This is a genomic window from Kineococcus vitellinus, assembly GCF_009906315.1.
GTDB lineage: Bacteria > Actinomycetota > Actinomycetes > Actinomycetales > Kineococcaceae > Kineococcus > Kineococcus vitellinus.
This window is the reverse complement of sequence record NZ_JAAALL010000105.1, coordinates 1-13426: the sequence shown is the minus strand read 5'-3', so window position 1 is coordinate 13426 and position 13426 is coordinate 1. Positions and strand designations below refer to the sequence as shown.

Genomic DNA, 13426 nt, shown 5'->3' with positions numbered 1-13426 from the left:
CACCCCCGTCACCACCCCCGCTTGCACCACCCCGGCCACCGCTGCACCGCTCGCCCCGCGCCGGCGCCCGCGCCGGCTGCTGGCCGCTGGCGCGCTGGCCGCCGGGGTGTCCCTGGCCGGCGCCGGGGTCGCGGCGGCCGCCGCCCCGTCGGCGACCGGACGGGCCGTCCTGGAGATCACCCGGGCCGTGGGCGTCGACTGGACGGCCATGCCCGAGGGCTACGACCGGGCCCAGTACGAGGCCTTCTGGGGCGCCGGGTACACCTACGACGACGTGCTGGTGCTCAACGAGCTGTGGGGCACCGGCGACACCGAGACCAAGGCGCGCGCCGGGCAGCTGGTCCTGGACGGGCAGAGCCTGCCGCTGGCCCCCAGCGGCACGCCCGCCACCTCCTGACCGCCACGCCCGGCACCCGAACCCCGCTGTCCGAGGAGACGACGATCGACGTGCGACTGCCGATGCGCACCGGTTTCGAGATCGAGCTGCTGGCACCCGCCGGCTCCGACCGGCAGGTGCTCGCCGAGGAGCTGGCCGCCCGCTGCGGCGGCGCGGTGCACCGCTCCTTCCACACCGACAGCGAACCCTCGAAGGTGCCGGGCGTCGGCCTGTTCCACCACCTGTCCCCGGCCTTCGACGTCACCGACGCCGCGGGGGCGCCGCTGGCCCGCCTCGTCGACGACATCACCATCGTCGCCGACCTGGCCCCGCACCCCGGCGGCACCGGTGGCACCGCCCGTACCGGCCACCCCGGCCATCGGGGTTGGTACCGCGTCCTGTGCGACGACCCGCGGCTGCTGCGCCTGATCGAGCGGCACACCGACCCGCGGGCGCCGCTGGAGCAGGTCCTGCAGCCGGTGGCGGACCTGTTCGGGGTCCCTCTCCAGGCCTTCCCCGCGGCGGCGAAGGTCGACGACGCCACCGGCGCCAGCGTCGCCGTGGCCCTGCCGCTGCCGCCGGGGCGCGAACGTCCCTGCGAGGTGGTCACCCCGCCCCTGCGCAGCGAGCACGCGCGGGTGCTGGAGCAGCTGCTGGCGCCGGCGCGCGACCTCGGGTTCAGCGTCCCGCAGGAGGCCGCGGTGCACCTGCACGTGGACGGGGCACCCTTCCGGCGCACGCACGCCTTCGCCAACCTGGTGCGCCTGTTCGCGCACTGGCGCGAGCAGCTGTGGTCGGCGCTGGGCACCAACCCCGCCTGCCGGCGGCTGGCCCCCCTGCCGCCGGCCCTGGTCGAGCTGGTCGAGGGGACCTGGGAGGACGAGGCCGGGCGCACCGGCTGGCAGCGCCTGCGGGAGGCGGCGCGGGGGACCGGCGTCACCAAGTACGCCGACGTCAACCTCGCGCAGTTGCTCAGCGAGCGACCGGTGCGCGACACCGTGGAGGTGCGCATCCTGCCCGGCGACGTCGACGGCCACGCCGTCGTCGCACGCGCCGCGCTCGTCCAGGCGCTGCTCACCCGGTGCCTGGACCCCCGCCCGCTGCCCCGGCCCGGCCGCGCGTCCGCGGCCGACCCCCGCACCGCCCTGGAGGAGATGGCCGTGGTGCCCCGGTGAGCGCCCCGGTGCGAGCGGCCGGACCGGCGACGGGCCCCGTCCCGCGCGTGGGCCCGGCCGGCGCGGGACCCGCCGACGAGCACCCGCCGCGTCCCGCCGACGAACCCGACGCGGTCGACGAACCCGACGCGGTCGACGGACCCGACGAGCCCGACGCGGTCGCGGACGCCGCGAGCCCTCGCCTCGACGAGGTGGTGCGCGCCCACCTGCCCGGGTTGCTGCGCTACGCCACCGTGCTGACGGGGGACGGGCACACCGCCGCGGACATCGTGCAGGAGGTGCTGCTGCGCGCCCACGTGCGGTGGCGGCGCATCGCGCTGCTGGAGCGACCGGACCTGTACCTGCGGCGGATGGTGACCAACGAGCACCTGTCCTGGCGCCGGCGCTGGCACGTGCGCACCATCAGGCCGGCCAGCGACGAGGTGCTGGCCGCCCACGGCGACCCGCACGGCGACCACGCCGAGCGGGTCGCCGCCGACGACGCGGTCTGGCACCGCCTGAGCGCCCTGCCGGCCCGGCAGCGCACCGTCCTGGTGCTGCGCTACTACGAGGGGCTCGACGACGCCGAGATCGCCAGCGTGCTGGGGACCTCCGCCGTCACCGTCCGCTCCCACGCCTCCCGCGCCCTGGCCACCCTGCGCCGCACCGACCCGTCGACCCCCACGGAGACCCGATGAGCGAGCACCCGCGAGCGCACGACGGCGCCGCCGAGGAACGCCTGCGCGACGACGAGGACGAACTGGTCCGGCAGATCACCCGGTCCCTGCACGCGCACGCGCGCACCGCACCCGACCCGGCCGTGGTCACCGCCCGGGCCGAGGCCGCGCTCGCCCGCGGCGCGGACCGCCACGCGCGCACCGGTCCCGCGGACGGTGCGGCGACGGTCTCCACCCTGGCCCGCCGCGGCGGGAAGGCCGTGCTCGTCGGTGCGCTGGCCTCGGGGCTGGTCGTCGCCGGCGCCGGCGCGGCAGCCGCCGCGGCGCCCTACTCCGGTGTGGCGCGGGTGGTGGAGGACGTCGCGCAGGCGGTCGGCATCGACTGGTCGGCGATGCCCGAGGGGTACACCCGCGCCCAGTACGAGGCGTTCTGGGACGCCGGGTACACCTACGACGACGTGCTGGCGCTGGACGAGCTGTGGAACACCGACGACACCGAGACCAAGGCGCGCGCCGGCCAGCTGCTGCTCGACGGCCGCGCCGTGCCGATCCCACCGTCCGGGGGGACGGGCGACGACGCCCGCTGACGCCCCTCGCCGGCCGGCTCCCCGCGCGGTGCGGACGTCCGTCAGCCGAGCTGCTGCACGACGACCCGCGTCGCCTCGGCCAGCAGGGCGTCGTCGGACTCGTCGTCCACGCCGGTGCGGTCGGTGAGCACGGTCAGCACCCACGGTGCGCGGTCGCCGGCGGGCCAGACCACCGCGATGTCGTTCTGGTTGCCGTACACGCCCGCGTGCCCGGTCTTGTCGCCCACGACCCAGCCGGCCGGCACGCCGGCGCGGACCTGCTCGCCGCCGGTGGTGTTGGCCCGCAGCCACTCCACCAGCTGCTCGCGGTCACCGGCCTCCAGGGCGTCGCCGACGGCGTAGGCCCGCAGCGAGGTGGCCATCGCCCGCGGGGTGCTGGTGTCCTGCGTCTCGCCGGGGACGTGGTCGTTGACCTCGGGTTCGGTGCTGTCCACCTCGGTGGCGCCGTCGCCGAGGGCGCGCAGCTCCTGCTCCAGCGCCTGCGGGCCGCCGAGGCGCTCCAGCAGCAGGTTGGCGGCGGTGTTGTCGCTGACGGTGATCGCGGCCTCGGCCACCGCGCGCAGCGGCAGGCCGGTGGCCACGTGGTCCCCGGTGACGGGGGAGTGGTCGACGAGGTCGCCGGCCTCCCACGTCACCACGCCGTCCAGCTCGGCGTCGGTGGTGCGGTCCAGCACGGCCGCGGCCGCGAGCGCCTTGTAGGTGGAGGCGAAGGCGAAGCGCTCGTCGGCGCGGTGCGTGACGACCTCCCCCGATCCGGTGTCGACGGCGAACAGGCCCAGTCGGGCGTCGAAGCGCTGCTCCAGCTGCGCGAACCGCTCGGCGGCCTCGCCGGTGCCGGTGGCGGCGGGGGTGCCGGTCGGGGTCGCGGTGCTGCTCGTGGCGGACGGAGGACCGGCGGTGCTCCCGGCGCCGGGCTCGGCGGTGGGGGAGCCGCAGCCCGCGAGCGCCAGGGCGAGGGCGGCGGCGGTGAGGGGACGTCTCATGGGGACCAGCCTCCTGTCGACGGGCGACGCCGGCCAAGACGGGGACGGCGGGTTCCATGCCGTCCGCGCATGGGCGGGCGCCGGGGTGCTGGCCGCGCCTCAGCCGCCCAGGCGCTCGCGCAGGTGGTCGCGCAGCGTGCGCGCCACGTGCCCCATGGCCGCCTCGGCGCGCGGCTGGGCCGCCGCCGACACGGTGGACTCCGTCAAGGCGGTGACGGCGAAGGCGGAGCCGTCGGCGTGCTCGACCACCCCCGCCTCGTGGCGCAGGTTCAGCAGCGTCCCGGTCTTGGACGACCACGACGAGGAGTCGGTGTGGAAGTCCGGTGCCAGGCGCTGGCGGAAGACGTTGGCGGCCATCAGCTCGCGCACGCGCTCGGCGGTCCGCGCGTCGACGGCCTTCGGGCGCCACAGCTCCTGGAGCACGTCGGTGACGGCGCGCGCGGAACCCGCGTTGGCGCGGCTGACGTCCAGGTGGTGCAGCGCGTGGCCGCGACCGGCCGTGGCCGCCCCGACGGCCAGCGAGTGCGCCAGGTGCACGCGCCCGGGACCCAGCGACTCCGCCGGGGTCTCCACCAGGTCGCGCAGGTGGTGCCGGACCGCGAGGCCGCCGAGGCCGAGCCGCTGCAGCTCGGCGGCGACCACCGGGAGGGGGGTCAGGGAGAACAGCGCGTCGGCGGCGCCGTTGTCGCTGAGCGAGACGCTCAGGTGCAGCAGGTCCTCCACGGCGATCGAGGCCGGGTTCCGGAAGCGGCTGGTGCCCGTCGGGCCGGGGGTGGTGATGCGCCCGGGCTGCACCAGCACCTGCGCCGAGGCGTCCAGCTCGCCGCGGTGGATCCGCTCCAGCGTGGCGATCGCCAGCGGCAGCTTCACCAGCGAGGCCAGGGCGAACGGCGCGTCCGCCTCGATGCCGATCTCCTCGCCGCTGTCGAGGTCGCGCACCAGGAACGAGCCGCGCAGACCGGCGTCGTGCAGCGTCTGCCGGGCCCGGCCGAGCACCCGCGCCGCGCTCACCGGTCCACCGTCGCGCCGGTTCCTGCGCCGGCCCCCGCACCGGCGGGGGCGCTGCGCGGGGGTTCCTGCCCGGTGGCGCCCAGGCAGGCGCCGAGACCGGTCCCCAGCAGTGAGGCGACGCGCGCGAGGTCCTCGTGCTCGGCGCCGGCGAGCCGGTAGCCGCGGCGCAGTCCGCCCTCGCCCAGCGCCGACCACGGCAGGTGCAGGTCGCGGGCCTGCCGGCGCGAGCACAGCAGGAGGTCCTCGGAGGTCAGGACCTGCGCGGCGGCGGTGACCACCGAGTCGGCCACGGCGACCTGCACCGGTTGCAGGCCGGCGGCGTCGCCCAGGGCGAGCAGGCGGTCGCGCACGTGCGGCACGTCGTCCTCGGGCTGCAACCACACCCGGCGCCGGCGCTCGGCCCCGGTCAGTCGGCCCTCGCGCAGGGTGTCCAGGTGGATCTTCGCCGGCGGTGCCGCGGCTCCGGACGCCAGGCCCAGCGGCACCTGCCACGTGGCCTCGTCCGCCGGCGCCGCGACCACCGCCACCCGCACCTGGCGCGACTGCGCCAGCTCGGCGCGCTCGGCGGGCCCGGCGCGGTGCAGGCGCAGGGTGATCCGCTGCTCGAAGGCCTCGGCGACCAGGCGCACGAGCTCCTCCTGCGGGCACGTGTCGGGCACCGCCAGCCCGAGCGGGCGCACACGGGCGGAACCCGCCTGCTGCAGCAGCGCGTCGGCCGCCTCGATCAGCCGGCGGGCCGCCGGGAGCACGTCGCGGCCGAAGGCGGTGGGGGCCACCGCGCGCGTGGAGCGGTCCAGCAGCCGGGCGCCCAGGTGCTGCTCCAGCGCCGCGATCCGCCGGCTGGCGACCGGCTGGGGCACGCCCGCCTGCGCGGCGCCCGCGGTGAAGCTGCCTCGAGCGCTGACGGCGACGAGGGCGCGGCAGGCCGCGACGAGGTCCACAGCCGGGGACTGTACCCAGCGCGCGGCACGGGCAGCGCCGCCCGGCCGCCCCGTCCGGCGCCCGGGGTCGATGCCGGGGGACGCCCGGCCCCGACCCCGGACGGGTCCCGGTCCAGTCCTCGGCGGACCGGCCGCGGCGCACGGTCGGGTCGGCCTGGATGAACTGCTCGGCGGCCGTGAAGTCCTCGGTGGGGTTCTGGCGGCCCTCGATGCCGGCGTCGTCGAGGAACCCGTCGATGCGCCCGAAGCGCTGCGGGGTGGCGGCGATGCAGGAGTCGACGTCGCCTTCCTGCGAGACGTCGGCGACGACGGTGAGCACCTGCGCCGCCGGGGCGGCGGCGCGCGGCTCAGCCGGCCGCGCCCGGGGCGGCCGGGGCGATCCGCACGATGAGGCGCTCGTCGCTGCCGCCGCGCCGGCGGCGCCCGAGGGCCTCCAGCGCCACGACACCCCGGTACTCCAGCCCGTACTTGCGGCGCAGCGCCTCCGTCTCCCGCGGGTGCTCGCGGTCGGTCCCGAGGACCTCGGCGACGCCCTCCATCGGGACCGCGCCGGGGGCGACGGCGCCGAAGCGCCCGCACGGCGCGAGGAGCACGCGCCCGTCGCGGCGCAGGCGCTTGACCTTGCCGCTGGTCGCGGGGGTGGTGACGAGCAGGTGCTCGCCGGAGGAGGCGATCCACACCGGGGTGGCCACGCCCTCACCGGTGCGGCGGAAGGTCGTCAGGGACACGAAGCGCGCTGCGCCGAGGTCGCCGAACGTGGTGCGGGGCAGGTCGTTCAGCACGCCGCGACCTCCTCGGCGCCGGTGCGGGGGCCCGCCTGCGGCGCGGTGGTGGTGCGTGTCGCGGAGTTCGTCGTGGTGCTCATCCGGGGTTCCTCTCTCGGGTGGGTCCTGCCTGCGTCGAAGGTAACTGTCTACGACAGGTAGTGCAACGGGAGTGCGAGGTTTCCTCCCGGCCGGGTGCCGAGGAGCGCTGCGGTGCTTCGCCTCTCGCGGCACCCCTCGGCCCGCGGAGTGCTCGACGTGGTCACCTGACCCGGTCAGGCGGTAGGCTCACAGCCCCCGTCCTGTTCTGTCCCGTTCCGTCCGTGGGAGGTCCCCGTGCGCACCACCTCGACGACCCCGCCGTCCACCGCCGCGCGGGCCGCGGCCGAACGCGCCGTCGACTTCGGCCCGCTGAGCGCGGCGGTCCTGCGGCTGGCGCGCGCGCACCGGGCGCTGGCCGGCCAGCTCGCGCGCGAGGTCGGCCTGCACCCCGAGCAGGGCGCGCTGATGATGCACCTGTGGGCGGTGGGCCCGGTGCGCCAGAGCGCGCTGGCGGCGCACTTCGGCAAGGACTCCGCGGCCACCACCCGCACCGTGCAGCGCCTGGAGCGCGCCGGCTACCTGCGCCGGCGCGCCGATCCCGGCGACGGGCGCGCCACCCTCGTCGAGCCCACGCCGGCCGGCAACGCGCTGCGCGGGCGGGTGGAGGAGATCTGGGGGCGCCTCGAGCGCGTCCTCGAGCAGGCGGTGCCCGTCGCGCAGCGCGGAGCGGCCCTGGACCTGCTGACGGGGATGGCCGACGTCGTGCTCGCCGAGCTGGACGCGGAGGCGACCCGGTCCCTGACCGAGGTCTGAACCGCCCGCGCCGTCACGGCCGGTGCAGCCGTCGCCAGACCCTCCTGCCGCGGCGCAGCAGCGAGCGGGCCCGCCGGCGGCTGCGCGCCGGCAGCATCCTGCGCACCAGCGGGGTGATGGCCTGCAGCGCGGGTCGGGCGGGGGGGTTCTCCTGCCGGACCCGGGCCCGCTCCTCCAGGTCCAGGGGGGTGAGCACCTGCTGCACCGCGGTGAGGATCGAACCGCGCAGCAGCCACAGGGAGGTCTCCGCCCGCGGGTCGACGAAGAGCAGCTCGGTGAGGATCGCCCGGGCCTCACCGGCCACCTCCAGGCTGTGCGCCAGGGTGCGCTCCACCTCGGCCTCGCCCCCCGCGACCTCCGCCTGCACCAGCTCCCCGAAGGCGCGCAGGCAGGCGGCGACCTCGGCGAGGACGACGGCGAACGCCTGGCGGACCTCCTCGCCGTAGCCGTCGTCGGGCGTGGGGTGGCGCGGCGCCTCGGTGCGCATCACGGCGAAGAGGGTGCGGATGGCCAGCGCCGTGTGCTCCAGCGCCTGCAGCCCGGTGCGCAGCGCCGGTTCCACGTCGGCGGTGCCGATCGCCCGCGCGTTCAGGCGGCGCACGTCCTTGACGACCTCGACCGCGTGCGCGGCCTCCTCGGCGGTGGCGTCGACCCGGCGCGCCCGGGTCAGCCAGCCGCTGACCTGCTCGCGGGTGATCGGCTGCGCGGACATCGAGGAGCTCGCCGCCAGCAGGCAGTCGGCCTGCTCGGCGGCCACGGTGCCGACGCTGGCGACCGCCCGGCCGGTGGGGACCGGCGGGGGCAGCAGCACGGTGAACGCCACCCCGACGCCGGCGCCGACCAGGGTCGTCACGACGCGGGTCTCGGCGGCGATCTCCTGACCGCCGACGGCCAGCACGAGCATGGCGCTGATGGGCGTCTCCAGGGCCTGCTGCCCCAGGCGCAGGGCGCTGGCCAGCAGCAGGGAGGCGGCGATCGCCAGGCCCAGGCTCCACCAGGTCAGCCCGCTCCAGGTGGACAGGGCCACGGCGACCAGGACGCCGGTGAGCACCGCGCCGACCCGCACCACGCCCATGCGCAGGCTGGCGTGGGCGGAGGCCTGCATGACCAGCAGCGCGGTCAGCGCACCGGTGAGGTCCACGGGTCCCCGGGTGACGGCGAGGGTGAGCAGGTAGGCCAGCACCCCCGCGGTGCTCAGGCGGGCGGTCGTGGCCAGGGTGGGCGCCGTGGGCAGCACCGAGCGCGCCCACCGCGCCGGCCGGGTGCGCCGAGGCGGGTCCACCTGGTCCTCCTCGCGGGTCGCCGTCGATCACCGGGAGCGCCGAGGCGGGAGGTCCGGGCGCTCGTGCGGGCCATGGTGGCACTCGCGCGGGGTCACGTGCCGGGGTCAGGTGCCGGGGTCGGCCGGAGAGGTGCCGGCGCAGCGGGAGGTGGCGGCGGCGGTGCGGGCGTCGGCGGGCAGGAAGGTCTCGATGCTCAGTTCCGCCGCGGTCAGGTCCACGGCGGTGCCGAAGGTGGTCACGGTGCTCAGGAACACCAGTTCCTGCCCGTCGTGCCGGATGCGCAGCGGCACGACGACGGCCTCCGGCGCCGCGTCCGGGTCGCTCCCGCCGGGCAGGGCGGCCAGCTCCTCGTGCAGCCGGGCCAGGACCGGGTCGGCGGTGGCCGCGGCGTCGCGGGCGAGGCGGTGCAGCAGGTGGGAGCGCCACTGCGCCAGGTTGGTGATGCGCGGTGCGAGCCCGTCGGGGTGCAGGCTCAGGCGCAGCACGTTCACCGGCGGCTCCAGCAGGTGCCCGGCGGCGCCGGCGGTGAGCAGCCCGGTGCTGCGGTTGGCGGCCACCAGCGTCCAGCAGCGGTCCACGACGAGGGCGGGGAAGGGCTCGTAGGCCGCCAGCAGCAGCTCCAGCGCCTGGCGCACCGGGGCCATGGGCGCGTCCGCCAGCCGGTGCTCGGGGTGCTGGGGCGCGTACCCGGCCGCGAGCAGCAGGTCGTTGCGGGCGCGCGGCGGGACGTCGAGCTGCTCGGCCAGGCGCAGCAGCAGCTGGCGGCCGGGCCGGGACCGGCCGGTCTCGACGAAGCTGAGGTGGCGGGTGGAGACGCCGCACGCGCACGAGAGGTCCAGCTGGCTCAGCCGGCGGCGCCGGCGCCAGGTGCGCACCAGCGCCCCGACGGGCGGCCGGCCGCTGTCGAGGGCAGCGCTCATGCGCGGAACGGTAGCCAGTCGCGGTGGCAGCGCGCCGTTACCTCGGAGGTCATCGCGCCGGCGCGGGCACCACTCCCACGCTGACCCCGTCCGCAGCACGACCGCGGTGACCACGACGACGAGGCGGGAGATCGACATGGACGACATGAACGGCACGGGCGGCACGGGCGGCACGGGCCGCGTGCCCGGGGCGACGGGGACGGGGACGGGGACGGCCGAGCGGTACCCGGCGGTGCGGCCGTGCGGCTCCTACGCCGTGGCGCACCTGCTCGACGTGCGGCCCGGCCCCGACATCGAGCGCTACCTGCTCTCGATCGAGGAGACCATGGCCCCGTACGGGGGCTGCTTCCTCGTCCACGGGGCGAGCGCGCGCGCGGTGGAGGGGCAGTGGTCCGGCGACCTGGTCGTCCTCGGCTTCCCAGGCCCCGGCGACGCCGAGGCCTGGTACCGCTCCCCGGCCTACCAGGCGATCGTGGGGTTGCGCACGCGCAACAGCCGCGGTCTGGCGGTGCTGGTCGAGGGCGTGCCGGCGGGGCACCGCGCCACCGACGTGCTCGAGCAGCTGCGCTGAGCCCGGGCGGCGGCCGGCCCGCGTCGGGCGGGTGCCTGATCGGCGGAGGACCGCAGGGCGGCAGCGCCGGTCAACGCTCCAGCGCCGCCGCCCACGCCTCGGTCGAGGTGAGCACGGCACGGCCCGCGGCCAGGGCCGTGCCGATCGCCAGCCCGAGCAGGTGGTCCTGGGCCGCTTCGGCGAGCGGGTACGGCGCCGGCCCCTCGCCGCGCGCCCAGGCGGCGGCCCGCTGCAGCAGCGTGGCGACGGCGATCTCCTCGTCGGACAGCCGGGCGCCCGGGAAGGGGTTGCGGAACAGCACCTGCCCGTCGAGGGAGAGGATGTCCAGGTCCGCCCCCTGCACGTCCTGGTGGTGCCCGGTCTGCCGCCGTTCGATGGAGGACGTCAGCACGGTCACCGCGTCGGCCAGGCGGACCACGCGGTCGTCGACGACCTCGCCGGCGCTGCCGCGCACGATCATCCGCCGCGTGCGCAGCGGGTTGCGGGTCTGCGTCTCGGTGAAGTCGTACAGCGCGCTGCGCCCGTCGCCGAAGTCGAAGGTGGCCACCGTCGTCACCTGCGGGCGCGGCTGCGCGCTGCCGGTCCAGCCGGCGCGGGAGACGGGGTCCGCCAGCGGTGCGGTCGTGGCGCTCGCGAGGACGCGGGCCGGCTGCGCACCCACGCCCAGCAGCCCGCGGATCATCGAGGTGGCGTGGTGCAGCTGCGTGGAGGAGACCTGCACCGAGGTCGGGACCCCCAGCAGGCCGCGGCGCACGACCTCGGCGCGGGCGGCGTTGTGCGGGGAGAGCAGGTACTGCTCCGCGACCTGGACGCGCCCGGACGGGCCGACCGCCTCCCACAGCGCGCGCAGCCCGGCCAGGTCCGGGGCCGGGGGCGTCTCCACCACGACGGCCGCGCCCCGCTCCAGCAGCTCCAGCACCAGCGGGGGGGCCGCGGCCGCCGGCAGCGAGACCACGACCACGTCCGGTGCCGTGCGCAGCAGCGCGGGCACGTCGTGGTGCACCGGCAGCCCGCGCCGGGCCACCGCCTCCGCGGTGGCCGCGCTGCGCACCAGCACCCCGGTCACCTCGAACAGGTCCGGCAGCCGGCGCACCAGGTCCAGGTGCGGGCCCGCCCGGAAACCACCTCCGGTGAAGGCCAGGCGCGCGGGGCGCCCGGGGGGCGCGGGGGACGTGGGAGGGGCGGCGGTCGCGCGGTCGCTCACCCGCCCGACGCTAACCCGACCCGGAGGGGAGCTGTCCGCGGCGCCACTGGTGTACTAGTATGCAAGCAGTCCACCGCGGGAGCGTTCAATGAAGATCACCGGTGCCCGGGTCGTCGTCTCGTCCCCGGGGCGCAACTACGTCACCCTCGTCGTGGAGACCTCCGACGGCGTCGTCGGCGTCGGCGACGCCACCCTGAACGGCCGTGAGCTCGCCGTCGCCTCCTACCTGCGCGACCACGTGTGCCCGCTGCTGATCGGGCGGGACCCCGCGCGCATCGAGGACACCTGGCAGTACCTCTACAAGGGCGCCTACTGGCGGCGCGGACCGGTGACCATGACCGCGATCGCCGCCGTCGACGTCGCCCTGTGGGACGTCAAGGGCAAGGTCGCCGCCCTGCCCGTGCACGACCTCCTCGGCGGTGCCTGCCGCGACGGCGTTCTGGTCTACGGCCACGCCGAGGGTCGTGACGTCGAGGAGCTCTCGGACCGCTTCGCCGAGCACCTGGAGCGGGGTTTCAAGGCGGTCCGCGTGCAGGCCGCCGTGCCCGGGGCCGCCGGGACCTACGGGATCTCGCCCGGCGACGGGCGCGTCTACGAACCCGCGAGCTCCCACCTGCCCGAGGAGGCCACCTGGGAGAGCACGGCCTACCTCGACTTCGCGCCCACGGTGTTCGCCGCGATCCGCGAGCGGTTCGGCTTCGGCGTGCACGTCCTGCACGACGTCCACCACCGGCTGACGCCCATCGAGGCCGCGCGGCTGGGCAGGGCGCTGGAGGAGTACCGGCCGTTCTGGATCGAGGACCCCACCCCGGCCGAGGACCAGTCCGCGTTCCGGACGATCCGGGCGCACACGACGACGCCGATCGCCGTGGGCGAGGTGCTGAACTCGATCTGGGACGTGCAGACGCTGATCACCGAGCGGCTCATCGACTACGTGCGCACCTCCGTGTCGCACACCGGCGGCATCTCGCACCTGCGCAAGGTGTACGCGCTCGCCGAGCTGTACGGGGTCAGGTCCGGCGCGCACGGTGCCGGCGACCTCTCGCCCATCGCGCACGCGGCCGCGCTGCACCTGGACCTGGCGATCCCCAACTTCGGCATCCAGGAGCACATGGGTCACCGCGAGCCGGCCGGCGAGGTGTTCCGCACCTCGTACACGTTCTCCGACGGGTACATGCACCCCGGTTCCGCCCCCGGCCTCGGGGTCGAGTTCGACGAGCGCGCGGCGGCACGCTTCCCCTACGAACCGCGCTACCTGCCGGTCAACCGGCGCACCGACGGCACGGTGCACGACTGGTGAGCGGGCACCCCGCCCGGGCGTCAGCCCTCGTCGGCGGTGAAGAACCCCGGGTGCTGCTCGCGGATGACGGCGATGTCGTCGAACACCTTGCGCAGGTGCGTGCGCAGCGCGGCGGCGGCGGCGGTGGCGTCGCGCGCGGCGACCGCGTCCACGACGGCCTCGTGCTGGTCGATGAGGACGCCGAGCTGGTCGGGCAGCGGCAGCGACATGCGCCGGGCGCGGTCCAGGTGCGCCTTGGCCCGGCCGACCGCGCGCCAGGCGGCGGCGTGGGCGCTGACGGCCATCAGCCGCACGTGGAAGGCGTCGTCGAGGGCCATGAAGGCGTCCTGGTCGTCGCGGGCGGCGGCGCGGCGCTGCTCGGCCAGCAGCTCGCGCAGCTCCGCCACGTCGGAGTCGTCGGCGCGCTCGACCGCCTCGCCCAGCGACGCCAGCTCGAGGGCCTCGCGGATGAACTGCGCGGTGGCGATGTCGCCGAGGCGCACGGGGGAGACGAACGTGCCGACCTGCGGGACCACGCTCACCAGCCCCTCCTCGACGAGCACGATGAGGCTCTCGCGCACCGGGGTGCGGCTGACGCCCAGCTCGCCCGCCAGCTCGTTCTCCGACAGCGGTGCCCCCGGCGCCAGCTCCAGGCCGACGATGCGCCGGCGCAGCCGCTCCAGGACGAAGGCCCGGGCGCCTCGCGCGGCGGTGCCGGTGGCGTGCGGACGGGCCGTGCCGGGCGACCTGGGGACCTGGGGGAGCACCGCCCCAGTGTGTCAGGGGCCGCTCGCCGCGCCCCCGCGCGGCCGTCCCGCCCC

The 13426-nt window shown here is 76.9% G+C and carries 14 protein-coding genes and 1 pseudogene; 7 read left to right on the top strand and 8 right to left on the bottom strand.

Features of this window, described 5'->3' with window-relative positions:
* The 4 genes and pseudogenes from GTQ99_RS11130 to GTQ99_RS11115 all read left to right on the top strand — a co-directional run.
* A pseudogene (locus GTQ99_RS11130) lies at window positions 1–397 on the top strand (hypothetical protein); the annotation flags it as partial.
* Between the two features lie 50 nt (window positions 398–447).
* Window positions 448–1551, top strand: coding sequence for an amidoligase family protein (locus GTQ99_RS11125; protein WP_205707246.1), 1104 nt, complete (start codon window positions 448–450; stop codon window positions 1549–1551).
* Window positions 1548–2228: a SigE family RNA polymerase sigma factor gene (locus tag GTQ99_RS11120; RefSeq protein WP_205707245.1), complete on the top strand. Its 681-nt coding sequence runs from the start codon at window positions 1548–1550 to the stop codon at window positions 2226–2228. The genes GTQ99_RS11125 and GTQ99_RS11120 overlap by 4 nt, the downstream gene beginning before the upstream one ends.
* The gene (locus GTQ99_RS11115) at window positions 2225–2794 is read left to right on the top strand and encodes a hypothetical protein (RefSeq protein ID WP_166615794.1); all 570 of its coding nucleotides are present in this window, start codon (window positions 2225–2227) and stop codon (window positions 2792–2794) included. Before GTQ99_RS11120 ends, GTQ99_RS11115 begins: the two co-directional genes overlap by 4 nt.
* A 41-nt stretch (window positions 2795–2835) precedes the next feature.
* Here GTQ99_RS11115 and bla read toward each other — a convergent pair whose 3' ends face one another.
* The 4 genes from bla to GTQ99_RS11095 form a co-directional block, all read right to left on the bottom strand.
* Window positions 2836–3777 carry a class A beta-lactamase gene (gene bla, locus GTQ99_RS11110; RefSeq protein WP_166615793.1) on the bottom strand — a complete coding sequence of 314 codons (942 nt, stop codon included), beginning with the start codon at window positions 3775–3777 and terminating at the stop codon, window positions 2836–2838.
* A 99-nt stretch (window positions 3778–3876) separates the two neighbouring features.
* The gene (locus tag GTQ99_RS11105) at window positions 3877–4788 is read right to left on the bottom strand and encodes a serine hydrolase (protein ID WP_166615792.1); all 912 of its coding nucleotides are present in this window, start codon (window positions 4786–4788) and stop codon (window positions 3877–3879) included.
* Window positions 4785–5729, bottom strand: a complete 945-nt coding sequence (locus GTQ99_RS11100; RefSeq protein WP_166615791.1) for a LysR family transcriptional regulator — start codon at window positions 5727–5729, stop codon at window positions 4785–4787. The genes GTQ99_RS11105 and GTQ99_RS11100 overlap by 4 nt, the downstream gene beginning before the upstream one ends.
* A 347-nt stretch (window positions 5730–6076) precedes the next feature.
* A complete protein-coding gene (locus GTQ99_RS11095; protein WP_205707244.1) occupies window positions 6077–6511 on the bottom strand; it encodes a PPOX class F420-dependent oxidoreductase in 435 nt (144 codons plus the stop codon).
* A 318-nt stretch (window positions 6512–6829) separates the two neighbouring features.
* Between GTQ99_RS11095 and GTQ99_RS11090 the strand changes: the two genes are divergently transcribed.
* Entirely contained in the window at window positions 6830–7348 is a 519-nt protein-coding gene (locus tag GTQ99_RS11090) for a MarR family transcriptional regulator (RefSeq protein WP_166615790.1), read from the top strand.
* Between the two features lie 13 nt (window positions 7349–7361).
* Here GTQ99_RS11090 and GTQ99_RS11085 read toward each other — a convergent pair whose 3' ends face one another.
* Window positions 7362–8630: an FUSC family protein gene (locus tag GTQ99_RS11085; RefSeq protein WP_166615789.1), complete on the bottom strand. Its 1269-nt coding sequence runs from the start codon at window positions 8628–8630 to the stop codon at window positions 7362–7364.
* Between the two features lie 105 nt (window positions 8631–8735).
* On the bottom strand, window positions 8736–9551 hold the full coding sequence (locus GTQ99_RS11080) for a helix-turn-helix domain-containing protein (protein WP_166615788.1): 816 nt from the start codon (window positions 9549–9551) through the stop codon (window positions 8736–8738).
* A 106-nt stretch (window positions 9552–9657) separates the two neighbouring features.
* On the opposite strand from GTQ99_RS11080, the gene GTQ99_RS11075 reads away from it, so the two are divergent.
* A complete protein-coding gene (locus GTQ99_RS11075) occupies window positions 9658–10122 on the top strand; it encodes a DUF1330 domain-containing protein (protein WP_205707243.1) in 465 nt (154 codons plus the stop codon).
* Window positions 10123–10192: 70 nt separating this feature from the next.
* On the opposite strand, the gene GTQ99_RS11070 is transcribed toward GTQ99_RS11075, so the two are convergent.
* On the bottom strand, window positions 10193–11326 hold the full coding sequence (locus GTQ99_RS11070; RefSeq protein WP_205707242.1) for a Gfo/Idh/MocA family oxidoreductase: 1134 nt from the start codon (window positions 11324–11326) through the stop codon (window positions 10193–10195).
* Between the two features lie 88 nt (window positions 11327–11414).
* Here GTQ99_RS11070 and manD point away from each other — a divergent pair, with 88 nt between their 5' ends.
* Complete coding sequence (manD, locus tag GTQ99_RS11065; RefSeq protein WP_166615787.1) at window positions 11415–12626, top strand: D-mannonate dehydratase ManD; 1212 nt, start codon at window positions 11415–11417, stop codon at window positions 12624–12626.
* Between the two features lie 20 nt (window positions 12627–12646).
* Here manD and GTQ99_RS11060 read toward each other — a convergent pair whose 3' ends face one another.
* Window positions 12647–13372 carry an FCD domain-containing protein gene (locus tag GTQ99_RS11060; protein WP_205707241.1) on the bottom strand — a complete coding sequence of 242 codons (726 nt, stop codon included), beginning with the start codon at window positions 13370–13372 and terminating at the stop codon, window positions 12647–12649.
* Between the last annotated feature and the right edge of the window lie 54 nt (window positions 13373–13426).

What these genes read in the sequence shown, in the direction of transcription:
- GTQ99_RS11115 (WP_166615794.1), top strand. Translation starts at nt 2,225, where the DNA reads ATGAGCGAGCACCCGCGAGCGCACGACGGCGCCGCCGAGGAACGCCTG.
- bla (WP_166615793.1), bottom strand. Translation starts at nt 3,777, where the DNA reads ATGAGACGTCCCCTCACCGCCGCCGCCCTCGCCCTGGCGCTCGCGGGC.
- GTQ99_RS11080 (WP_166615788.1), bottom strand. Translation starts at nt 9,551, where the DNA reads ATGAGCGCTGCCCTCGACAGCGGCCGGCCGCCCGTCGGGGCGCTGGTG.
- manD (WP_166615787.1), top strand. Translation starts at nt 11,415, where the DNA reads ATGAAGATCACCGGTGCCCGGGTCGTCGTCTCGTCCCCGGGGCGCAAC.